Here is a 23,371-nt window from a genome sequence, read left to right as displayed (position 1 = left end):
TTTGTTTGAAGTATTTGTATTAGCTATAGCACTCAGTATGGACGCGTTTGCAGTATCCATAGGCTTAGGTTCTAAAAAAGTAGTAAATGCTGAAAAGCTCTTTATTAAAGCCGCTGCTTATTTTGGTTTTTTCCAAGGCTTTATGCCTCTTTTAGGCTATTACAGCGGTAAAGGTTTATCATCTTGGATTGAAGATTATGCACCTTGGATAGCTTTTATTTTGCTAGTATTTATCGGTGGCAAAATGATTTATGAGTCCCAATCTGAAGGAATTGAAGAAGATATTGCTAATGTTACTCATCGTGTGCTATTTGTTCTTGCTATTGCCACCAGTATTGATGCAATGGCGGCAGGTTATGCAATCACATTGCTTGAGGTAGATATAGCCGTAGCTTGCTTGATAATAGGCGTCACGACGTTTGCCTTTAGCTGGATTGGTGTGAATATCGGCGAAAGAAGTGGCGTATGGCTGGAATCTAAAGCTGAACTATTTGGTGGTTTAGTGTTAATCGCAATCGCATTTAAGATATTACTTGGTTGACACAGAACCACCGAATACTAGGCTACTTACCTGAGCAACATGCATTGCCTTCTTGAATAGGAGGACACTTAACTGTTCCATAAGAGCAATAAACGCAACAATCACCTTTTAACGGTTTAAGTAGTGCTTTACAGCTTTCGCATTCGTAATACCATTGGCAAGCGTTTGTAGGCATGGTTTCAACTTTGCTAAATCCACATTCAGGGCAAGTGATTTTAGATTCTAGTTCTATACCTTGCATACTGGTTCCTTAATGGGCTTAACAATATCTAAAATAGACATTACGACCATCCAAATGATCCCAAAGTAAAATAAGTAAGTGCTCCAGTCGTATTGCCATAAAGGATAAAGGGTCAGCAATACTGCAATTGGGCCAATGACACTTAAAACGCCTCTCAATGAATCTCGATGTTGATACCAATTATAGAAATTAACTAACAACGCTAGTGAAGCAAATAATGGCAATAAGGTGTTCACCGCTATCCCTTCAAAATGTGAAAGAAAACCTAACCCAAGAGCAGATGCCAATGAGCCGAGTGCAGGAAAACATGCTGTGCAGCTAAGGGCGGCTAGCCAAACGCCACCAGAACCTACTTTATCTAGAATTTTATTGATCATAACTATCTACCTCAATTTTTAAGGTAGTATAAACTCCGTACATAAGTACGGGGTCAATAGCTATTTAAGTGAATTTATTACCGGGCAGGATTGAGGGTCTTGATTGGCCTTGCAAGAATCTGTCATATCTTGAATTACTTTCTCTAATCGCTGTAAATCAGCAATTTTATTACGAATGAGATTAAGTTTTTGCAACCCCATCGACTCAATATCAGCGCAACTGTCACTTAGTGACATAAGCGATTCAATTTCTTTCAGCGTAAACCCTAATGCTTTAGCTTTCAGAATAAATTTGAGTTGACTGGTAAGGGCATCGCCATACATTCTGTAACCAGACTCTGGTTTTAAAGGTTGCTCTATCAGACCTTGGCGCTCATAGAAACGGATTGTTTCAACATTGATATCTAAATCTTTTGCCAGTTTTCCAATGGTTCTCATAAACATACTCTTTAGAAGCAGAAATATCATTATACAATTAATGCGGATTGCCTAAACTCAATTTTATTGCATGAACGGGGTCGCTAAGCGTCCTCTTTGTAGAATTAAGTTCACATATCCAGATCACTCTGACCGTCTCTTGTTCGCTCTTGCTGCCTGTCAGGTGAAGTCTAAGCCTAATCAACAAAACTGTAAGTTGAGATATGAGCTACTACATCTAATCTATTGTTTCGTTGAAACTAATTCAATAATTTCACCAGTAGACGTATCCACTCTTATTTCTGTATGTTGCCCTGAATGCTGAAGTTGATTTTGTAAATCGGCATTAATCAGTTTGAGCTTATCTATTTCTGCGTACATTTCACTCAACAACACTAATAACTTTGTATCTTTATTATCGATTTCCTTAGTGCCGATATTATTTTTTTGCTTTTCTTTAGCAAGCTTGCTTTTTAGTTCGGCTACCTTTGTTCTGAGTTGTTTTATTAAATTATCTTTATTTTTTTCTTCCCAAGTTAATTGAGCTTTTTCAATACTTTCTCGTAACTTTACCCATTTTTCTTCTTCTTTAGATAGATTCGCAATATTTCTTTTAGCTCTCGTTGCTACTGCATTTTTGGTTATCTTGCTGCCATCAGATTTCATCTCTTCAAAAGCACGTTTTATATCATCATATGCGCTACTCATGCTTGTTCTCCTTGGTTTGTATGCGCTTTGCCTTCATCTAATACATAGTCAGCTGCTGCTATATTATTTTTCCAGTGAATAGCAAATAGCTCGTAATCTTCTTGCTCTTCTGTGGTTGATGCTGCATATGCCTCTAGTTTCTGGGTCGCATCTTTTTTTATCACTTGCCAATTGACCTTGTGGCGTTTGGTAATGATTTTACTACCACAATACACACAGCCGCTAGGGATTCCTGCTCCTTTTATCTTGCAAGCTTCTCCCGCAGTGCAGTACCCCGTAGGCAAGCCACGTATGTTTTTAATATTTTTGACGAGAAATTTTTTCAGTTCTTCAATTGAACTGAAATGGATCTGCTTAATCACAGTCGAATCTTTACTTTGACTATCAGTAATACCTATTATCAGATCTTTAGATGTTTTATTAATTTGCTCACCAGCACCACCTTTAAGTGATTGTGACTCGGCTTCATCTATTAACTCTTCTGCAACACGGTCAATTAAAATCTCATTAAACTCTTCAGTAGTTTTAATTAAAGTTGTTGAGGCCAAAAATGCTCTTCGAGTATAAACAAACGTCATTAGGCTGGTTAAATGTTTAAATTGATATCTAATATCATCAAGCTCACCTAATTTATTGGCAATGACAAAGTAGGCCAACGTATGTCGAAACATGTGAGCGGTTAATCTAAACGTATCGCCTTCTTCGTATGGGACACCTCTATTCTCTCCTCTAACTTCTTTGTAGTTAGATTCAAGGCGTTCAAGCTCTGCTATATCATCATCGTCTAGAGTTAAGTCAAAAAGCTCAATGTTTTCACTGTTTTTAACCTCAAATTTTGTGAATCGCCCAGCATCGCTAAAACTAACACTACAGCTACTATGTGAAACCCCGAAAAGACGGTTTCTTTCTAACCCTTCTTTCAAGTTGTGTGCTTGACTACTTGTTATATTGGCTCTGCATGAAGAAAGTACAGCTTTTGCCCTTTCTTGCATACCGAACACATATTTTTCGTAAATACCAACACACTCATGTACTTCAGCGTTTGAAAACCATTCCATCTCAACCTTACTGTTGTCGGTTTTGGTCATGATTGCCGTAATGTAATAAATATCATCTTTGTAATTGGCACAGCCAACCTTGCATGTAAGTACTTCGTTATATCTCATGCCTGTATAGGCCAAGATATTAATGTATGTGGCTAATTTTAAATCTTCTAATTCTTCGGATAATTGAATGAATTCCACTTCATCGGGTAAGTTTCTTACATGTTTTGCTATTAGCTCACCTGTACTAATTTTGGGCGGTGGTTCAACGGAGCCTTCATTTAAACTATCTATTAAGCGTGCATTTAATTCTAGCCATCGTTCTATCTTATCCTTAGAGTTTTCAACTATTTTTTCTGCAAACTTCAGAATTTTTTTCATTACTTTAGTAGGAATGACAGGGTGCGAATAAGTGACTGGTCTCGGATGGTGTAACTCGTTTAGTTGGTTAAGTACATCAATAAAAACACTACACACCTTAGGGCCAAAAAGACGAAAGCTGCGCTGCACGTCAAATAGTTTAGTAAATGAGTGTGATTGTCTGTAAATAGCTATTTTCCTGACTTCATATAAATAGTCTTTTATGAGATTCCTAATAACTAAGTCAGATTTGAACTCCAACTCATGAAATGAGTGATAACCTCTTTGTCTTAAGAAGGCTGCAAATAAATTTAGATACGTTACATCATTTTGAAGTGTAGAGATTTTTAGAGGTTTACCGCCTACAACATCACCATGTGTGAGTTTAATTAGTGAATAAATTCGAATTTGATATGCTAATTCATCAACACCTTTAAAATTCACATTTCTTTGCGTTTCTTCATAGCTTATCCAAGTGTCATCGCCAAAGTGAATAGTGCCATGTTTAGCAATATTCAATGCTCTGTTTTCCCACAAAGCAATCGAATTAAAAGCGCTAGTATCATCAACTTTAAAATCTTCTAACACCTGAACCAAAGGTTTTATAGTGATTTGACCTGTATGTGTTTTTACAACAGCGATATCAAGTAGTTTTGTTTTAGTTATCTCTTTGGTCATAGCAAACCTGTGTTTTTCCAATGAGGATGAATACCCTCTGTTCTCAATAGTTCTTTTCCATCAGTCACAGCTTGAGCATTAAGCTTGGCAATATCAGCTAATATTTCGTTAACCCTATTTTTCAACTGCTCTATGTTTTCCAGTTGCTCTGTTATAGAGTCAAATGTTGCGGCTGAGTTTTCCATATCAGCAACAACAAAATCCCGGTATGACAAAAGTTTCCAAACATGCAATGCGTCAGCAACACAGCGATAGAACGGACACCACAAGCATGCGTTAAAGTCGGCACATGCATGCTCGTTTGTATCTCGCTGGTCTAATAATTTCCTGTTTTGTGATTCGAATGCCACTACTGCGGATTTATCTTTTGAGTTAATGCATGTGCCATTCGGGACTTTTTTACCGTCTTCTGGTGGAGTCTGCAAAATGATTACTTTGTCGGTAACATCGCGAACAAAATAGTCTGCCATTGTTTTTGTCGCTCTGTTGATTGTCATTGCAACATCTTTGTTATCTTGCATTAAATAATGACGCAAGAACGTTTCATAAGAGTGCTTGCCAGCTTTTTGATACCACTTAAATTCTTTGGCAACTTTTCGGTAAATGTAGTTAAGCCCTGATTTTCTGATCTTTTGCGAATTAAATACGATATCACACCCAAGCTCAGTCAATATCCTATCTATAGTGGTCTTGAAACGTGATGCTGTTAATAATTGAATCTTTACTTCTCCAATACTATTTACTTTGGGAAAAACAAAAATTCTTTTTGATAGGTTCTCAATAGAAGGGCGGTAAATAGACGTAAGTTTAGTCGCAGCCTTAATATCAAATATTACTGGTTCGACAACGTCGCCGTATAAGACGCCTTCTTTTTCTAGATCTTCGGCTTTAATTTCAAATTTATGCCATTGTGTTTGATAATTAGCTCGGCGTTTAAATAAACGAAGAGCAGGAGTTTTACTTGAATGTAATGGCGTGTTAAAGAAAAATAAGTCGTCAGTATCAAGCTCTAGCGTAGGAGTTGAATTCCAACCAGTTTTCAATATGACTTTTGCTGCATAAAGTGTAACTTTGTCTTTAATTGTGAGTAAGGTCTCAGAAAGCCCTTTTTCTATGTAATATGCTAATTCTACTACTTCTCTATATGAGTAGAGCTTATCTTGATTCTGAGAGAGTTGCTCTTGATGTTGTGCAGTTAATTCGGTGTTGACCGGAAAGCTTTTAATAGTATCTAGACCATAAAACGATAGTAATTTGTCGATAGCGCTCTGATATTGATTACCAACAAAAACCGACAAATCGCCTTGTTTTGATTTTAGTTGAATTGCCTCTCTTATAGCCTTTAGTATCTCACAGTTATTTTCAACAAAAGCATGAACCCCATGATTGGCAATAAGCTTCATTTGTTCATCTGTTAATGATGATGCATTTTCTTTCAATGCTCTAGCCATACTACCTATGTAACCTTTGAGAGTGACGATGCCTATGCTCTCGCCATCAATTCGCTTTGTAAAAACTTTATGGTATTCGACTAGGTTTTGATAAAATTTATAGGCATTGTCATATACCCACTCATGCTTCTGCCATTCGGTAGTGTCACTTTCTTTAAGGTAATAGCCCAATGAGTAGGGTAATAAACTTTCCTTTGCGATTTTTTCACCCGTAACAAAGTGGTAAAGGTCCAATGCAGCGTTTAGTAGCAGTAAAAACTGCTGGTTATTTTGAGTTTCTTCTTGGTAATGCTTATAAAGGTATTTAAATCCCTGAAGGCCATTTTCTGCAAACCCTTGAATTCCACGCTCACTAAGCAGCTTAATTATTGGTGATGCTACGCTACCAGCACTATTCAACCACCTTGGAAATGATAAAGTTGAGGATCTAACTCTTGTTGTATTAGCTTCCGAAGCGCTTGCTATCTGATTTTTCAAAAAAGCATCAACTTCATTGCCAAATTTGGATGATATGCTTTGTGCATACCCTATCACTTCGGCTTCAGTTTTAAATTGATTGACTCTAGCTTTACCCCACACATCGGGTAGTATAAATTTTAAAAAAGTACGGAAGTTGTGATTGCATATAAATGATGAAACGAATTCCCTATCCTTTAATGTTGCCAATAATGGCAGTTTGACGCGTTCAGTATTCTTAAAAGTATCATGTAGACAAATATTTATAATAGCAGTCGCAGTTTTGAGGATGTTGTCTCTAATAGAAGAATCTTTGAGGCTTAATTCTGGAAGGACGAGATAGTCCAGATATTTTTTTAGTAATTTACGAGTCTCTTTTACTTGATGGAATTCAAGTTCGAATAATTTAGTTATGTCGATTGAAGTAGCCCCATTTACTAGCCTAAAAGGAGCGTTGATAGCGTTATCATAAAAATGAAACTTAGCTATGTTTTCTAAAGCTTCTTCTATACGAGTAGCATAACTAGGTAGCTTGACATCATTTATTTCATTAATGCAAAAGTATTCCAGTTCTTGCCAAATTTCAAAGTCTGATAGAGCATTTAATCCCGAAGTTTGAATTGATGTCGCAGTATCTGCACTAACCTTATTAAGGGCTAGAGGAAGAATGTGCTGTAAACTGACACAAGCATTCCGCAAGCGACTCATTGAAATAGCAGTGTCGTCACCTGTGCTAATATTGCTTTCTTTGTCATATGCCCTGTTAAATAAAACGTCTAACTGTTCGGCTAGAACAATTGAATGAGGTTTAAATCTAGCAGGAATACGATTGGACTTCCGCGTTTTAACTTGCTGTAGCATCTTCAGCCTCACGCATAAGCAATTCGTTAACATCACCGTAGATATCTTTTACCCACTCTGACATCGCTCCGTATGCATCCACTGATACACTTTTGGCAAAGTCGATGTAACGTTTGGTTGTTTTAAAGCTTTCGTGACTCATCAAAGTCATTAGTGTTTGTCGGATGGAACTTTCTGATTCACCTTTGTCAATTAGGTATTTAGCGACATAAGTAGCAAAGGTAGCGCGTAAGTCATGGAATGTGCGTAATAGTATTTCTAATCCCTGCTTCCTTTGTTCTTTTCTAACTATGGAAATAGTATTCCCCGGTGTATCTTCGCTTATCCGCGATCCTGAACTATTCATAAACAAAGGAAGCGGATGTTCGCTATTGTCCATACCATGATTAGTCTCATGTTTGGTACGTCGCTTCATATTTTGAATTGTCAAAGTGTGATTGTACAAAAGCTTCATTAGAACTCGCGCTATTGTTAATCTCACTGGCTTATGTCCTTTTCGTACAATGTTCAATTTTGGAATACGTTTCTCGTTTTCTTTTTCATCAGGGTTAAAGAGGTCTTTCTGGTCGATGGCCGAAATTTCAAAAGATCGAAGTCCACCTAACAAGGCACACTGCAAATAAAGTTTATAAGTCTCTTTTTGAGCTGTATTCGTCTCCAGTAACTGTTTAAGTTCTTTTGGAGAATATGGTTGTAGACCTTTGTCTGGTGAGTCTTCTTTTTGTTTCAATGTATTTGGAATGCTCAAATTACTGACCCATTTCCATAAGCCCCCAGAACGATTGTTGCTGGTAGGTAATTGAAACAACGAACTGACACCTGATTTAGCTTTCGATTTAATACGTACCTGTTTGTATTCAAGTGAGAAGGGGAGGCTATCTATAGCTCCGCGCTTATGGCTCCATATATAGAATGCTTTAACAGCTCTAATTCGTTCTTGAGCGCTGTTAAAGCTTATGCGTTTAGACTTATCTTTGGTTTCGACTCTTTCACATAAATGTTTGTGATATCTCCACACAGGTAACCTAGAAATATCATCATCTACAGATTGTTTTGAAAGTGGTGCAGCTATTACTTCAAAATAGGATGCATCATCTTTATCCAACCAATCTAAGAAAGCTTTTAAGTGCTTAGCTATACTGCGAACAGACTTAACATCTAATGGCTTTCCCGGTTGGCTGGCATGATAAGCGTCACTAAAAGCCTCATTGTCTATTTGATTCTTTTTGAGACTGAAATGACCTTCAAAGCGGTGCATTAAAAATAAGTTCATTTCTTGGCATTCGGTGAAGCGAGTCGGGTGATATAGCACTGGAAAATTAGGTTCTATTTTATCGTGCCTATATGAGTGAGTTCTGATGCCTTTTTCAGTCTTAATAGGTTGCCCTGATTTATCGAGGTGAAAAGACATTCCTTTTCCAAAGTTGACTGATGTTTTAATTATTTTAGTTTTTGTTGTATTTCGAAGTATCATTTTCGTTCACCTTTGATTCTTAGCTAGAGTATGTGTGTAAAAACTTTTTTGTTCAAGTTTATTGAGGGTATGATAGTATTATATCAATTCGGGGGTGATTTTAGATGAAAGCCAAAACTTAACAGCTTCTCAGCTAAAAACCATTATTACCCGCTGCGGAGAAGGAACAAAACTAATTTGTACTGGGAATTTGGCACAAATAGACAGTAATTATTTAACGGCGGTTACTTCGGGGCTTACCTATATTGTAGAGCGGTTTAAGCACTTTGAAGGTGGTGCTACCGTAAATCTTAATGGGGTAGTACGCAGTCGACTGGCTTCGTTCGCCGAGGAAAATTTATAACTTGCGCTTAACATCTTGGCTCTATAGTCTACAGTTTGATTTTTGAGCTAATAATTAGGTAGGTCGTTGAATTTTTTACCGCTAAAACATTATCATCGCTCTGTTTTTGTGGCGTTAGCAATCCCTTTATTGGTGGCCTCTTTTTTGTGTTTGCATTTTTATGATATAAAAATGGACCGTGCAATAACAAAAAAGACCACCGATTTTAGTGCGTTATCGGCGCAGCTTGACCATGATATGCAAGCCATCGACGATTTACTTAATGCGATGTTTATTATGTATGACAAACACGCCCCACAACCAGCGAATCATGCCTTCACAAAAAACATTAATCAATACGAGCATTATTATTATAGCCAGATAGCACATTTTAATGGCGAAATAGTAGGAAAAGGCCAATTCAGCTATTCCGAACAGGCATTATCACGCTGGCAAAAAGTCATGTCGCTGGCACCGTCTTTCAATACCGCTTTAGCGCTGCTTTCGTCGCTGCATTCTGTAGCCTATGTTGATGAGCGCGGCTTTGCTTATTTAGCTCGGCGTAACAATACACAAAGTTATATTTTAACGCAGGTACTTAATGGCGACTTTAAACCCTTACCTTCAGCGAACAAACTCACTTCAAGTGCCGTTATTAAAGTAGACAATAACGCATATTTTGCAGTTGGCCGACAGCGAGAGCTTAACTCCTCAGATTATATTGTTTTAATATATGACTTACAGGCTATCTCTAGTTGGTTGAAAAAAATAACCTCAAAGCAAGGCGAGTATGTTTTTATCAACCAAGAGAATGAAATTATTGCCAGTTCACAGCAGCCAATTAATCAAGCCATAAAGTTATCGACCTATTGGCCTAATATTAATAGCCCCTCACAAAAGAGTAATGCGCGAGCAGACTCATTATTTTTAATTCAGCCTTCAAAAAAGAACCCTATTCATCTGGCGTTTCTTGCTGACAAGCACACTCTCTCAAGCGGTATTGTGTATGAAGTATTGATAGAGTTTATTTCGTTAGCCTTATTTTTATGTTTGATGTTTTACATCTTTTTTTGGTTAAGCAAACGTATATTTATCAAACCTATGACCGAGTTGATGCGTTATTTAGAGCATCATAACGATGACAATAGCGGGTATTTAAATTACCAAATACCGTTAAACTGGCAACCTTGGTTTGCTCGGGTAAAAGCTATTTTTGCGAAAAATGAGCATTTAGTTATTTCTTTGCAAAATGCTAATCAAAAGTTAGATGATCAAGTACGGCAACAATCGCAAAAGCTAAAACATAGCGACCAAGCAAAAGAGCGTCATTTAGCGTTATTAAACACAGTACTTAATAGCGTGCCTGATTTTATTTATTTTAAAAATACAGAAGGCATTTTTTTAGGCTGTAATAAAGCGTTTGAGTTGTTTATTGGAAAAACTCAAGGTGAACTTCTTGGGCAGCAAATACACAACATAAGTAACGAGTATGAACAAATTACTTTGCTGGAATATCAAGTATTACAGCATAGAATGCAAATTCAGCAGCGCATAGATGTTGCTGAGCGAACTTATCAGTTAACCATTGCTCCCTTTTACAATGAACAGCAACAATTATTAGGAACTATGGGGGTTGGTCGTGATATTACAGAACAACAACATACTTTGTATGCATTAAAAGAGTCTGAATCTATATTTAGAAGCGCAATTGAATTTGCCGCAAATGGGGTGTTTTTACTCTCGCTTGAGTACGCTATTTTACAGATAAACAAAGCCGCACGAAAATTATTTTCCAAGCATGATAAATTAACCGATACTCCTTTTTATGCGCTTTTTAATAATACGCAATGGCAGGAGCTTGAAGCATTACTACAGCAATTATTAAATAATAAGAAAAGGGTGTTTCACTTAACCTTGGCTCATACCCAATTAAATGCCTGGTTACAGTTGAGTATGTCGTTAATTTGGAATGAAAATAGTCAGCCGCTTTATTATGTTATTCATATTCAAGATGTTACAGAACTTACCAAAGCCAAAGATGATGCAGAGCGTGCCACGTTAGCTAAAAGCCGTTTTATTGCTAATTTAAGCCACGAAATACGCACCCCCCTCAATGCCGTGTTGGGATTATTGGATATGCTCGCAGAGCACGGGTTAACACAGCGGCAAATTCAACAAACTAGCCAAGCAAAATATGCGGCCAATAATTTGTTGCAGATGCTAAATAGTATGCTTGATTTTGCCCGTGTTGAAAGTAAAGAAGCAACGCTGCAATTAGCGCCATTGTGCTTAGTTGATTTGATTGATACCTGCGAAAGTTTAATTTTACCTTTATGCCAAGCAAAACAGATACAGCTAAAAATCGACATAGACTCGCAAATTTCTCCATTTTTAGTCGGTGATACAATTCGTTTGCAACAAGTATTAGGTAACTTACTTACCAATGCCGTTAAGTTTACCAATAAAGGCAGTGTGACATTAAAAATGACATTACAGCCGAGCCAGAGCCATATAGAGCAGCGTATTTGTTTTCAGGTTATTGATACGGGAGTGGGGATTGCTCAAGCGGATCAACGCCGTTTATTTGATGCCTTCACGCAAGGTGATGAATCATCTACTCGCTTGCATCAAGGGGTTGGCTTAGGGCTGGCAATTGTAAAGCATAGTGTGGCATTAATGGGAGGTGAAATTGCACTCAGTAGTGATAAAGGCCATGGCTGTCATTTTTACTTCACGCTTGATTTAGCGACAGATACCGAGAAATCAGCAAGCTTTACAGATAGACTATTACTGATCACCAGCGCGAAGAGTCAGTTGCTTAATCAGGTTATTACCGCGCATCCTTTTTTCAATAATCAAGCTCTTGAAATAGTCGTAACTGATCCAGATTGTTTGCAACAAGCGCATAGCATTGTAATCGATGCTGATGACGTACCTGCCTTTCTCACCTCAGCAATAAAAGCAGTATTACACACTCGTACTACTTCACTCATCGTTATAGAGCACTCGCAACCGAATCAGCTTTCAATAAATGACTCTTTTATTAGCCAGTATTTACCGCGCAGTGCATTGGCGCAGCGGTTACTTAGTTTAACCCCTGAAAAGTTAAAGAAAGTAACTCAAAATAAAGCGGATAAACCACAAGAAGAAATAGCGGGAACCTTAGTATTAGCCATAGATGATAACCCGCTCAATCTCGACATTATTAGCAGTATATTGTGTAAAGCCGAAGTGAATGTTGTGACTGCTAGTGATGCTAAACAGGGGGTTGAATGGGTGAATATATTGCGCCCCGATTTAGTTTTAATGGATATTCAAATGCCGGGTATTGATGGCTATCAAGCAACCCAAATAATACGCCAACAGTTTGAGGCCCAGCAATTGCCTATTTTTGCATTAACTGCACATTGTGAGCCTGCCGATATTGCACGTTCATTGAATAGTGGTATGAATAAACATTTAACTAAGCCCGTGGTTGCGCCTATTTTATTTGCATCGATAGCTGATTTAGGCATATCTAAGCCTTGCTTTTTTGATAAAACCTTCGCTTTGACACAGTTCAATGATGATGAGAAGCTATTGCAAAGCATGCTTACTAAGTTAGCGGTGTTAAGTGAGTCATATTCAGCTGAGCTTCAAAAAGACATACCTACTATTGAAATGGTACGCTTAGTGCATAGTCTAAAAGGGATAGCAGGAAACTTAGGGTTTAACCGATTGTTGTTATGTGCTCAACATACTGAGCAATTATTAAAAGTGGGCGACAAGAGCGCCAATGCTGCAATTAAAGAGCTGATAATACAGTTAAAACAAGTTCATATTTATATAAAAATTTTAGATGTAAGCAATGATAAATAAAGCAAAAATATTAATTGTAGATGACGATGCGCTTAACCGAATCATTTTAGAAAAAACCTTAAGCGATGAGCATGATGTTTACTTAGTGACAAGCGGCGAAGACGCGCTGGCGTTTGTTAAACACACACAAGTAGACTTAATCATTTTAGATATCATGATGCCTGGTATGAATGGTTATGAAGTACTCGTACAGCTAAAAGAGAACAGTATAAGTCAGGCTATTCCTATTATTTTTATCTCTGCAAACAACCGTCATGAAGATGAGGCAAAGGGGCTAGAGCTCGGCGCAATGGATTATATTGGTAAGCCATTTAGTGCCGCTATTGTGAAAGTTAGAGTGCGGAACCAGTTATTAATTAAGCAAAAAAATGATTTGCTAGAAATGCTTGCCTCTATTGATGGCTTAACAGAAATACCCAATAGACGTTATTTAGATGAGAACTTAGAAAGAGAGTGGCGTAGAAGTAAGCGTAACTACTCTCCTTTGTGCGTTTTACTCATAGATATTGATCATTTTAAACGTTATAACGACTACTATGGCCACCGAGCTGGAGACGAATGTTTAAAAACAGTGGCAAAAACGTTAGCCGCGCAATGTGAGCGTGGCAGTGATTTTGTTGCGCGTTACGGCGGTGAAGAATTTGTGGCCGTATTACCAGAAACCAATCAGCAAGGTGCAATCGCTTTTGCCAACAAGTTACGTAACGCCGTTAATGATTTGAATATTGAACATAATGCGTCTTTAAACGCTACACACGTCACCATTAGCATCGGTATTGCTTCTAGTGAGAGTAGCCAAGCTTACACTGAAAAAGCATTGTTAGAAGAAGCTGATTCCGGTTTGTATAATGCGAAAAAGTTAGGGCGCAATCAAATTAGCGCCCAATAAATGCTGTAGTTACTTAGTTTGTCAGCATTTGCAGTGCTGAGGCACCAATACCAACTAATTTATCATTTTTAAATACCAACGGTGTGCATTCATCTTTAGTCATTTTACCATCTGAATGGATGCTGTGCGTTGCATAAAATAAGACTTGGTAAACATCCTCTTCTTTTTTGAGTAATTCGGTGAAGTCAGGTGTTTTTAGGGTTTTTAATACCGACTGATAAGAGCTATCCATTGCCAAGCCTGAAATAATTTCACGATTATTCTTATGTGTTGCTTGCCAGCTAGAAGAACTATTACCAGCCCAATGACCTTCCGCTTCGCCATCGGATACAGCAATAACACAGCCAGTTAAAAAAGGAGCGGTGAGGGCGGCGATTAAAAGTGTTTTTTTCATTTTTTATTATCCTAGATGATTAATTACAGACTTTAGAGCAAAGACTAGGCCAGTTTTTTAGTCCTTAAAAATCAATTACTTATTTTTAAAGTGATTTTTGAGTTAGTGGCTTTTTTAAGAAATAAAATTAAAAAGCCACTTTTTAGTTATTTTGACTAACTTAATTTAACGGCATTAAACCAAGCGATTACGCGACTCTTGTTGACTAAATGCAGCGATATTTAAACTCACTTCTTTAACCAAGCGCACAATAGATTCGGTACTGGCCCACGCTATATGTGGGGTTAGTAGTAAGTTATCTCCCGTGTAATTGGCCAGTGGATTGTTGTGCTCAGCAGGCTCTTTAGTTAGTACGTCAACACCTGCACCAGCAATCACATTGGTTTTTAAGGCTTGTGCTAAGTCGGCTTCGTTAATGATCCCCCCGCGCGCGGTGTTAATAATAAGCGCAGTTGGTTTCATCATTTTTAATTCATTAAGCGTAATTAAGTCACGCGTTTCATCATTAAGTGGGCAATGTACGCTGATAATATCCGCTGTTTTTATTGCGGTTTCAAAAGGCGTGCGTCCTTGGCGACACTCAGCACCTTTGCGCTCTGCAACAATGACATGAGCACCAAAGGCTTCAGCCACTTTAGATACAGCATTGCCCAGAGTTCCCCCACCAATAATGGCTAATGTTTTACCCTGAATGTCATTAAAGCTGTAATCAAGGCGACAAAACATTTCACTTTTTTGCCATGCGCCTTGTTGGCAGTCCGCTTGGTAGCGGTGAGTATTGCCTAATAAGTTAGTAATTAACGAAAAGGTATGCTGCACAACCGAGGGGGTTGAATAACCAGCAACATTGGTTACCGCAATGCCTAAATCTTTCGCGGCATTTAAATCAACATTATTGGTGCCGGTGGCACTAACACAAATAAGTTTGAGTGATGTTAATTGTGCCATGGTGTCACGATTAATCACTACTTTATTGGTGATTAACACCTCTGCATTTTGGCTATGTGCTAGCACTTGCTCTGGGCTAGTTAGCTGATGCACGGTAAGCTTTCCCAGTGCTGAGATACAATCAAGTGAGGTGTTTGCCAGTGCTGAGATACAATCAAGTGAGGTGTTTGCCAGTGTAGCGTTATCAAGAATTGTTATGTTCACGGTGTGTCCTAATAGTGTATGTGTTAAGGGAATAATAACCCCTGTACGCAAAATGCTTGTGATAAAAAGAGTATCATCTATTTGAATGTTATTGGGTTTATCATATTGCGTTTACATTAGCAGTTGTAGAGCCATATTTAAATGTGGTCTGCCCACTGACGGTTAACTTGCATGTTATTATGATCAACTGCCTTGCTAAGTTAACTTGAACAAAGTGCTGTTAGTAGGGTCTACCCATTTAAATTAATAATTAATAGCCATAGTTTATACGTATGCGTTGTTAGCAAGACAGCTTGGCTCGGCGTTAAACTATAACGCTATGAAAACTCAGTAAATCGAACTTTAGTATTGCTAGTTTCGTATTTTTGATTGAGTTATAATCAAAATCAGACACAGCGGGGCGTTTTAACGCGCCGTTTTTAACTTTGTAGATGCAGTAAATGATTGAATTAGAAGATAAGTACGCAGATATAAGACCTTACAATGACGATGAAGTTGCCGCCTCATTAACGCGATTAATTAATGATAATGCGTTCATTGATGTAATTGCAAAATACAATTTGCCACGCTTTATATCCGCAGTTGGGTTTTTAGCACGCGCTATAATAAAGCATCAGTTGCGCAAAAAGTGGGGCAAAGTTAAAACGGTTGAAGATGTACAAAATGAAGTGGCACATTACTTAAATAAATTAATAAAACGTACCACCTCAAAAGTCACTTTTTCTGGCTTAGAAGACTTAGACCCTAATCAAGCCTATCTTTTTGTTTCAAACCACAGAGATATTGTACTTGACCCTGCACTGGTTAATTGGGGCTTATTCCAGCATAAAATGAAAACAGTGAGAATTGCGATTGGCGATAACTTGCTGCAAATTCCTTACATTACTGAGCTTATGCGCTTAAATAAAAGTTTTATTGTGAAACGCTCAGCAAAAGCCCCAAAAGAGATGTTAAAAGCGCTGACTCAGTTATCGGCTTATATTTATGATTCACTCAGTAGCGGGCACTCAATTTGGATTGCCCAAAAAGAAGGGCGCGCTAAAGATGGGGTTGATCAAACTGATCCTGCGCTTTTAAAAATGTTGCAACTTAATGGCCGTAAACAAAAGAAAGAATTTGGCGAATACATTAAAGAGCTCAAAGTGGTGCCGGTTGCAATCTCTTACCAATACGAACCATGTGCAATTGCCAAGGCAAAAGAGCTATATCATAAACAACATCATGGCAAGTATGTTAAATCGGCGGGTGAAGATATTGCCAGCATTGTTGAAGGGTTTAGTTCAGCCAAAGGGCATGTGCATTTATCGTTTGGTCAGCCCATTGAGTCAGGTTGTGACAGTGCCGATGAACTGGCAAAAACCATTGATAAGCAAATTATTGATTCGTTTTACTTACACCCAGGCAACTTTATTGCTGCTGGCTACACTGAGGCGGTGATCAATAAAAATGACGCAGCACAGTTTGAAGAACGTTTGGCCAAGGTGCCAGAAGAGTTAAGGGCTTTGGTTTTAGCTATGTATGCCAAGCCATTTCATCGAAAAACACAAGTAGATAAACAAAGCTGTGAGCAGTAATTAACAGTTTAAGCTAACAACAAAGCAGCAATTTATTTGCTGCTTTTTTTTTGCACAAAAATAGCGCTATACTCAGGCTATGCTTTTAATACCGGAGGGTAAAATGCAACAAATTGAAATATTTGATATTCCTAGCCCTTGTAAAGGTATTTGCTTAGTTAATAATCGCGGTTATTGCAAAGGCTGCTATCGCAGTCGCGATGAACGTTTTTCTTGGAATTCGTTAACGAATTCCCAAAAGAAAAAAGTATTGAGTTTATGCCAGCAGCGCTATAAACGTTACTTACAGCAAAAAAATAAAGTGGCACAATCATCACCGCAAGCAGATCAACAAGGTTTTGATTTTTAAAAATGTAGGTTGTATTTTGACCTGAGTTTTGCAACTGTGCCGTTATTGTGTAACTTATCCAGTGTTGCTTCTAGCTGGGGAACAATATCCGCATGACTGTTATGTAAATAATGATAAAGCGGGTAGGTTGCAACTACTTGTTTTTCATAGCAGCCTAAAGAGGGGGGAATGGTTTTATTTGCCATCGCAAAATCAATAAGTAACGCTCCTTGTACTTTTTGCTGGATCAGTAAGTTAAGCTGCGTATTATTATTTTTAACTTCAATTACCTTACCTTGAAAATCAATACTGTCTAAATATCGCTGTTGCACAGGGTAACTGGAAATAATGGCAACGCTATCTATGGTTTTAGTGGAGCTGGGCTCACAGCGTTTATAAAGCTCAAGGTTAAATTTAAAGAGTGGATAGTTAACTCGAATTAAATTTTTATAGGCACTTTCAATACTGATATCGCGAGCAAGCTGCCCATCTAACATGCCATTATCTGCTGCAAATAATGCATTTTGACGATTAAAATCGACAATATTTAGTTTAAAGCCCATATCTGCATAAGCCAATTGTAATAGCTCAATGGTATAGTTTGCTTGTTGAGTGTTTTGCGGGCGATTAAATGTGTAGCTATAACTGTGCGCAAAAGACATATTACTAAAAACTAAGCACAGTAATACCAGCAATCCGTTAAAGCGTTTAAGCACGTCAGCATTTCCAATTAATTGCGGCAAGATAATAAGCAGCCATAGTAACAAATTGTCTGTCTTTTGCACAGTTTGCATTAGTAATCTTGCAAAAGTTACCACCAACAATTATTGATTACGTTGAATTATTTACAGTCGCTTATTTTTATTAGTTATAGAGTTAGTTTTTTATAAGTTTAAACGTATAATCTACGTTTTATTGAGCGAGGGGCTGTTGACCTTTGCGGATGAAAATTTGTTCAAGCTAGGGGCGCTCGGCGCGACTTGTTTAACCTAGTGGGCTAGTAAAAGCCTCCGTGTGCTGCTCACGGCCCTTACCTGTATTCATGCAGGCAACAATAAGTTTATAGCCCCTAATAATTGGAGTGAATATGAGTTTTAATCTGTGTAACTTGCCGCGAGAGCAAAAGTATCAAATTCAGTTAGATTACGAGGCCTCATTTTGGGCTTATCAAATTAAGCGCGGTAAAAAAACGCGTGAGCAAGTGTACGACACTCTGCATAGTCGTCCTGTTGCAGAGCAAGGTGTTTTAAAACAAAAATTTGAGCAGTATTTGGCAATTATGCTTAGCTAGGGTTTGCCTACTATGCTTGTAATTAAACAATTAGAATCAATTAAAACGCCCTTAGTTAATAAGTTTTATACGTTACATAACGTCCGCGGCCGTGCTAACAAACAGGATCAAGTCTGGGTCGCTTACGATAATAATACGATTATTGCCGCCTGCCGGTTACAGAATAAGCCCACTTTTTTATTTTTATCAACGGTGTTCGTGGCTCCTTCTTATCGTTCAAAGGGGGTGGCAACCCAGTTATTAGTTGCCCTTTTAAATGCGCAAACAGAACCTGTTTACACCTTTGCTTATCAACGCCTTACTGATTTTTATCAAGCACTTGGTTTTAACCAAGTGTTAACATATACTCCTGCATTATTAACGCTATTTGATGCTTATAAGCACCGAAATATTACCGCATTGAAATATCAATAAAACATAAATTAGTAATAGGACAAGCATGGGTATGAGTATTAATGGGTTTATCACAGCCATATTTGTGCTGTTTATGCTCATAAGCGTTGAAGTAACAGCGCAAGTAAAACGATTATCCCCAAGCGAAGGCTTATCTCAAAGTTACGTTAATACCATGCTTATCGATAACAATGGGTATTTATGGCTCTCTACTGAAGGAGGGCTTAACCGTTACGATGGCTATCAAGTTATTCCAATCAATGGCCCTAATGGTGAGTTAGAAGAGGCGATCATCGATCGCATATATCAAGACCAACAAGGGCATATCTGGATTGCCTCCTTATTAGCAGGCTTGTTCAGATACGATCCGAAAACGGATACCTATCAACAATACATAGAAAAACCTGTCACAGAAGAGCAAATACTACAGCAGTCCGTTTTTACTATGTTAGCCACCGATGATAAAACCTTATGGATTGGCCAAGGCCGAGAGTTTGCAAAACTCGATATAGACAACGGCTCAATTACCTCCTTATTTACACTTCCTGAGCAATTTGAAAATGCGTTTGTACGTACTTTGTTTCATTATAATGGTTATATTTTTATAGGTAGCACAGACGGCGCGTATGTTTTTAACATCGCAACACAGCAGGTAAGGCCACTCGAGCACTTGAGCGAAACGGATGTACATATTTATCAAAATAATGTGAAATCATTTGCGCTAGGTAATAACAATCAGTTGCTTGTAGGTGCGGTTAAGGGCTTATACGCTGTTGATATTAGTAATTTAGAGGCAATGTTTAACAACCGCGAACAATCATTTACAAGCCAAAAATTACTGGCCGATCTGAATGTTTGGGATATCGATAATCAGCAAGGAGTACTCGATTTAGCAACAGATAAAGGCCTGCTTTGTTTTAATTTAACCACTAAAAAAGTGGTTAAAAATAAACGTATCCAACAGAGTAAGTACACCCTCGCCGATAACAGTATTATTGATATGGTGAAAGATAAATCGGGCGGAATGTGGCTAGCCACTAAAACCGATGGTGCGTTTTATTTATCGGGCGACAATTACAAGTTTTATAATGTAGAGGGGAATGCACTGGTTGGGGATGGTTTATCACATCATTCGGTATGGTCAATTAAGGAGTTCCAAGAAAAGCTATGGTTAGGCACACACAATGGTTTAACTGCGGTTGATTTAAAAAGCAATCGCTCAAAGGTGTATTTAAAAGATTATAAAGTCGATTTACTGACCACAGAGTTTACTATTTTCAAAATTATGCCTTACAAAGATAAACTCTGGTTGCACTCAAACCGAGGATTATTCATTTTTGACCCGCAAACTCAGCAACTTACCCAACCAAAAACCAACAGTCCTACCAATCAGATTTTTTTAAATGATTGGATGCATGGCCTGACATTGCTACCAAACGGGGATTTGTATTTTGTACACCCAGATCATGGCATGTTTAAATATAATATTGATAGCCGACAATTAGTTCACTTAAAAGGCGAATTAGCACAATTTGACCCTTTTTTAGCGCATGGCTTTTTACCCCCATTACCGCACCAACCCGAGAAGCCATTATTTTTTAGTGGTGGCGTTTTATATCAATTTAACCCCAATGATTTAAGTTTAAACACCATTTATAAAGTGCCTAAACACCATGAAAATGTAGCCGTTAGTATTCTTTCCTACGTGGTAGATGGGCAAGGCATACTTTGGCTATCGTTATCTAATTTTGGGCTGATTGGTATAGATGCAACAACCTATGAGTTAGTGCACACAATTGATTTAGATAAAAATAAACTAGGCACCTTGTTGTACGATATGGTTCTTGATGAAGAGGGAATGATTTGGATGAGTAGCCATAAAGGAATATGGCGACTAAATCCTGAAACAATTCATTTTCAGCAATTTACAACATCAGATGGGGTGCTCTCTGCTGAGTTTAATAATGGCGCTATGGCTAAGTTAGCGGATGGTCGAATTGCCTTCGGTAGCCTCAAGGGTTTTACCTACTTTGATCCTAAAGACAATAAAAATAGCCAAGGTTTATTAGATCAGGTCAATATCACGCGCATCAACTTAATGTCTCGGGACTTGTCTATAAATTTACAGCAGCCATTAAAAAATATCACTTTAAATCATGATGATATCGGGCTTGAGATTGCATTTTCAGCGATGTCATTTAGCTTCCAAGAGCGCATTATTTATGAATATCAGCTCGATAAAGGTAAAAAAAGTTATACCCGAAATAATCGAGTGGTGTTTCCTAAATTAAACCCAGGCAGTTACCAGTTAAAAGTCTGGGCAAAAGATCCACTGACCGGCGACTATACTGCGCCAGCCACGTTAAATATTAAAGTGAAATATCCGCTATGGCGTGCTCCATACTTTTTAGCGCTTTATGCCATTTTATTGATCACCATAGTGACTGCATGGGTAATGAGGCGCAACAAAATACAGCGGATCTTATTGGCAGCACACAAAGAAAGCCAAGACAGTGAGGCGCGTTTAAAGCTTGCACTAGAGGGAAGTGAGTCCGGGGTATGGGATTGGCAGGCGAGCCAGTTAAATATTTATCAGCCTAGATTAGTCAACGAATTAGGCTACGAGGATGACTCGGTGAGTTTAGATGACTACCTAGAAAAAATTCACCCTCAAGAGCGTGCTATTTTTAGGTTGGAGTGGTTAGAATTTTTATCAACAGATAAAGGGTATTTTAATTGTACCTACCGATTACGCCACGCCAAAGGTCATTGGCGCTGGTACAAAGATTTTGGCAAGGTGGTTGAATGGGAAAAAAAAACGCCGCAAAAAGTAGCCGGTACGTATACCAATATGACACGCGAAAGGGTGTTTGAAGAGCATGCACGGTTATTTACCGCCGCGTTTGAACAAACCCGAGATTGGGTGTTTATCTTAGATAAAAACTTTAATATACGTGCCTCAAATAAATCACTGCAAAGCGCTTTTGGCTTATCAGCAGAGCCTCGTTCAACCCGTGCGCTTAATTTGGGAATGTCCCGCAGTAGCTATTTTGATTATTTAAGAATTATGCAAAAGCTTGAAGTGGGCGAACATTTTTCATGTGAAGATACTGTCGTTCTGGCAAACAAAGAGCAACGCCATGTACTGGTTAAAATAAGCGCCGTAGCTGATGAAAGCCAAAGGCTGAGTAGTTTTGTGATTATTTTAACGGATATTCATGCACAAAAGTCAGCCGAGAGCGAACTGCATATACTAGCTAATTACGATTCACTTACTGGGCTGCCAAACAGAACCTTGTTTAACGACAGAGCTATACATGCCATCGATCAGGCGCGCCGCCATCAGTGTAAAGTGGCTTTGTTACACGTTAATATAAAACGGTTTAAGTATTTTAATGATTCATTTGGCACAGAAAACGCCGATGAGATAATAAAGCTGGTGGCAAACCGCTTGAAAACAGCATTACGTCCTTGTGATAGCGTCGCGCGTTTAGGCGGTGATGAATTTGTAATTCTAGTTGAAGATATTCAGCAAATAGAAGAAGTATTACTTATATGCACCAAACTAATGGATTGCGTGAGTAAAGACATTGTTATGAATCAGCAAAGCGTCAATGTGCACCTAAGTATTGGTGTGGCTATTTTCCCTGATGATGCCGCGCATTATAAAGCACTATTGAAAGCGTCAAATGTGGCGCTTTATTATGCTAAAGATGGCTTGGAAGGGTGTTATAAGTTTTACAAACAAGAAATGAATCAACGTGTTGAAAGAGCGATGCATTTAGAATCACAGTTGATCAAAGCTTATCATGAACATGAATTTTGTAATTATTATCAACCCATTATTAATGCGTCTACGCAAAAAACAGTGGGCTTTGAGGTGTTACTACGCTGGCCTGATAATCAGTTAGCGAGTACGCAAGAGTTTGCAAACGTAGCTGAAAATATAGGTTTAATCACTAAAATAATGCTACAAACATTTAAGCGTGCTTTGGTGCAGTTAGCTCGTTGGCGTAAAGTGTGTCCTGATCTATACCTATCAATTAACCTCTCAGCACTGGATTTTGAATTTATCGGACTCGTCCCTGAAATTCGCCAAGCACTAAACAATGCAGCACTGCCGCCCGAGGCTATTGTATTTGAAATAACAGAGTCTATTTTAATGCGAGACTCAGAACATGCGCTTAAAAATATGGACTTATTAAAGCAACTAGGCTGTAAGTTGTACATGGATGATTTTGGAACAGGGTATGCCTCGTTAACTTATTTGAAGCGCTTTCCGATTGATGTATTAAAAATAGATCGCAGCTTTGTGCAAGATATTGGTATTGATTCGGATAACGAAGCGATTATTCAATCTACACTAACTTTAGCAAGCAGTTTAGGTAAAGAGTGTATTGCTGAAGGGGTTGAAAGCGCACATCAGTTGGCTTTTTTAAAAGCGCAAGGTTGCAGCTACTTTCAAGGTTACTTGTTTAGTAAAGCGGTGCCTAAAGAGCAGGTGCTTGAGCTTATTGAGCACGATTGGCACCCTGTCTTCTCACAAGCTTAAAGCGCCGCTTA

At 38.2% G+C, this 23,371-nt stretch carries 18 protein-coding genes and 1 pseudogene; 9 read left to right on the top strand and 10 right to left on the bottom strand.

What is annotated here, in order from left to right:
• Position 1 precedes the first annotated feature (1 nt).
• The gene (locus tag PISS_RS13240) at positions 2 to 541 is read left to right on the top strand and encodes a manganese efflux pump MntP (RefSeq protein ID WP_008109708.1); all 540 of its coding nucleotides are present in this window, start codon (positions 2 to 4) and stop codon (positions 539 to 541) included.
• A 22-nt stretch (positions 542 to 563) separates the two neighbouring features.
• Here the strand turns inward: PISS_RS13240 and PISS_RS13235 are convergent, their stop codons facing one another.
• The 7 genes from PISS_RS13235 to PISS_RS13205 all read right to left on the bottom strand — a co-directional run bounded on the left by PISS_RS13235 (position 564) and on the right by PISS_RS13205 (position 8,607).
• Positions 564 to 782 (bottom strand): GDCCVxC domain-containing (seleno)protein, encoded by a 219-nt coding sequence (locus PISS_RS13235; protein ID WP_008109710.1) that lies wholly within the window; start codon positions 780 to 782, stop codon positions 564 to 566.
• Positions 770 to 1,159 carry an organomercurial transporter MerC gene (gene merC / locus PISS_RS13230; RefSeq protein WP_008109712.1) on the bottom strand — a complete coding sequence of 130 codons (390 nt, stop codon included), beginning with the start codon at positions 1,157 to 1,159 and terminating at the stop codon, positions 770 to 772. Before merC ends, PISS_RS13235 begins: the two co-directional genes overlap by 13 nt.
• Positions 1,160 to 1,219: 60 nt before the next feature.
• Positions 1,220 to 1,597, bottom strand: coding sequence for a MerR family transcriptional regulator (locus tag PISS_RS13225; protein ID WP_008464133.1), 378 nt, complete (start codon positions 1,595 to 1,597; stop codon positions 1,220 to 1,222).
• Positions 1,598 to 1,819: 222 nt separating this feature from the next.
• A complete protein-coding gene (locus tag PISS_RS13220) occupies positions 1,820 to 2,284 on the bottom strand; it encodes a hypothetical protein (RefSeq protein ID WP_008113385.1) in 465 nt (154 codons plus the stop codon).
• Positions 2,281 to 4,365 (bottom strand): site-specific integrase, encoded by a 2,085-nt coding sequence (locus tag PISS_RS13215; protein ID WP_008113384.1) that lies wholly within the window; start codon positions 4,363 to 4,365, stop codon positions 2,281 to 2,283. Before PISS_RS13215 ends, PISS_RS13220 begins: the two co-directional genes overlap by 4 nt.
• Complete coding sequence (locus PISS_RS13210) at positions 4,362 to 7,133, bottom strand: hypothetical protein (protein WP_013465872.1); 2,772 nt, start codon at positions 7,131 to 7,133, stop codon at positions 4,362 to 4,364. The genes PISS_RS13215 and PISS_RS13210 overlap by 4 nt, the downstream gene beginning before the upstream one ends.
• Positions 7,117 to 8,607 carry a site-specific integrase gene (locus PISS_RS13205; RefSeq protein ID WP_008113382.1) on the bottom strand — a complete coding sequence of 497 codons (1,491 nt, stop codon included), beginning with the start codon at positions 8,605 to 8,607 and terminating at the stop codon, positions 7,117 to 7,119. Before PISS_RS13205 ends, PISS_RS13210 begins: the two co-directional genes overlap by 17 nt.
• 85 nt (positions 8,608 to 8,692) lie before the next feature.
• Between PISS_RS13205 and PISS_RS13200 the strand changes: the two are divergent.
• The 3 genes and pseudogenes from PISS_RS13200 to PISS_RS13190 form a co-directional block, all read left to right on the top strand.
• Positions 8,693 to 8,950 (top strand): annotated as a pseudogene (locus PISS_RS13200) (PhoH family protein); the annotation flags it as partial.
• Between the two features lie 66 nt (positions 8,951 to 9,016).
• Positions 9,017 to 12,787 (top strand): ATP-binding protein, encoded by a 3,771-nt coding sequence (locus tag PISS_RS13195; RefSeq protein ID WP_058155244.1) that lies wholly within the window; start codon positions 9,017 to 9,019, stop codon positions 12,785 to 12,787.
• Positions 12,777 to 13,676, top strand: coding sequence for a diguanylate cyclase (locus tag PISS_RS13190; RefSeq protein ID WP_016900589.1), 900 nt, complete (start codon positions 12,777 to 12,779; stop codon positions 13,674 to 13,676). The genes PISS_RS13195 and PISS_RS13190 overlap by 11 nt, the downstream gene beginning before the upstream one ends.
• A 13-nt stretch (positions 13,677 to 13,689) precedes the next feature.
• Here PISS_RS13190 and PISS_RS13185 read toward each other — a convergent pair whose 3' ends face one another.
• Positions 13,690 to 14,070 (bottom strand): DUF3192 domain-containing protein, encoded by a 381-nt coding sequence (locus PISS_RS13185; RefSeq protein ID WP_013465869.1) that lies wholly within the window; start codon positions 14,068 to 14,070, stop codon positions 13,690 to 13,692.
• 174 nt (positions 14,071 to 14,244) lie between these two features.
• The gene (locus PISS_RS13180; protein WP_425273031.1) at positions 14,245 to 15,222 is read right to left on the bottom strand and encodes a D-2-hydroxyacid dehydrogenase; all 978 of its coding nucleotides are present in this window, start codon (positions 15,220 to 15,222) and stop codon (positions 14,245 to 14,247) included.
• Between the two features lie 440 nt (positions 15,223 to 15,662).
• On the opposite strand from PISS_RS13180, the gene PISS_RS13175 reads away from it, so the two are divergent.
• The gene (locus tag PISS_RS13175; RefSeq protein ID WP_058155243.1) at positions 15,663 to 16,796 is read left to right on the top strand and encodes a 1-acyl-sn-glycerol-3-phosphate acyltransferase; all 1,134 of its coding nucleotides are present in this window, start codon (positions 15,663 to 15,665) and stop codon (positions 16,794 to 16,796) included.
• Between the two features lie 103 nt (positions 16,797 to 16,899).
• Positions 16,900 to 17,145 carry a DUF1289 domain-containing protein gene (locus PISS_RS13170; RefSeq protein ID WP_013465866.1) on the top strand — a complete coding sequence of 82 codons (246 nt, stop codon included), beginning with the start codon at positions 16,900 to 16,902 and terminating at the stop codon, positions 17,143 to 17,145.
• Here the strand turns inward: PISS_RS13170 and PISS_RS13165 are convergent.
• Positions 17,142 to 17,786, bottom strand: a complete 645-nt coding sequence (locus PISS_RS13165; RefSeq protein WP_049775596.1) for a type 2 periplasmic-binding domain-containing protein — start codon at positions 17,784 to 17,786, stop codon at positions 17,142 to 17,144. The genes PISS_RS13170 and PISS_RS13165 overlap by 4 nt on opposite strands.
• Positions 17,787 to 18,211: 425 nt before the next feature.
• On the opposite strand from PISS_RS13165, the gene PISS_RS13160 reads away from it, so the two are divergent.
• From PISS_RS13160 to PISS_RS13150, 3 genes are read left to right on the top strand one after another with little or no spacing between them, the layout of a single operon-like run.
• On the top strand, positions 18,212 to 18,415 hold the full coding sequence (locus PISS_RS13160) for a DUF3283 family protein (RefSeq protein ID WP_013465864.1): 204 nt from the start codon (positions 18,212 to 18,214) through the stop codon (positions 18,413 to 18,415).
• Positions 18,416 to 18,427: 12 nt separating this feature from the next.
• Positions 18,428 to 18,829, top strand: coding sequence for a GNAT family N-acetyltransferase (locus PISS_RS13155; RefSeq protein WP_024600832.1), 402 nt, complete (start codon positions 18,428 to 18,430; stop codon positions 18,827 to 18,829).
• A 25-nt stretch (positions 18,830 to 18,854) separates the two neighbouring features.
• On the top strand, positions 18,855 to 23,360 hold the full coding sequence (locus tag PISS_RS13150) for an EAL domain-containing protein (protein WP_058155242.1): 4,506 nt from the start codon (positions 18,855 to 18,857) through the stop codon (positions 23,358 to 23,360).
• Positions 23,361 to 23,371: the final 11 nt, after the last annotated feature.

The sequence above is a fragment of the Pseudoalteromonas issachenkonii genome (genome assembly GCF_002310795.1).
Lineage (GTDB): Bacteria > Pseudomonadota > Gammaproteobacteria > Enterobacterales > Alteromonadaceae > Pseudoalteromonas > Pseudoalteromonas tetraodonis.
The sequence above is the reverse complement of the archived record's forward strand: the minus strand, read 5'-3'. Positions and strand labels throughout refer to the sequence as shown.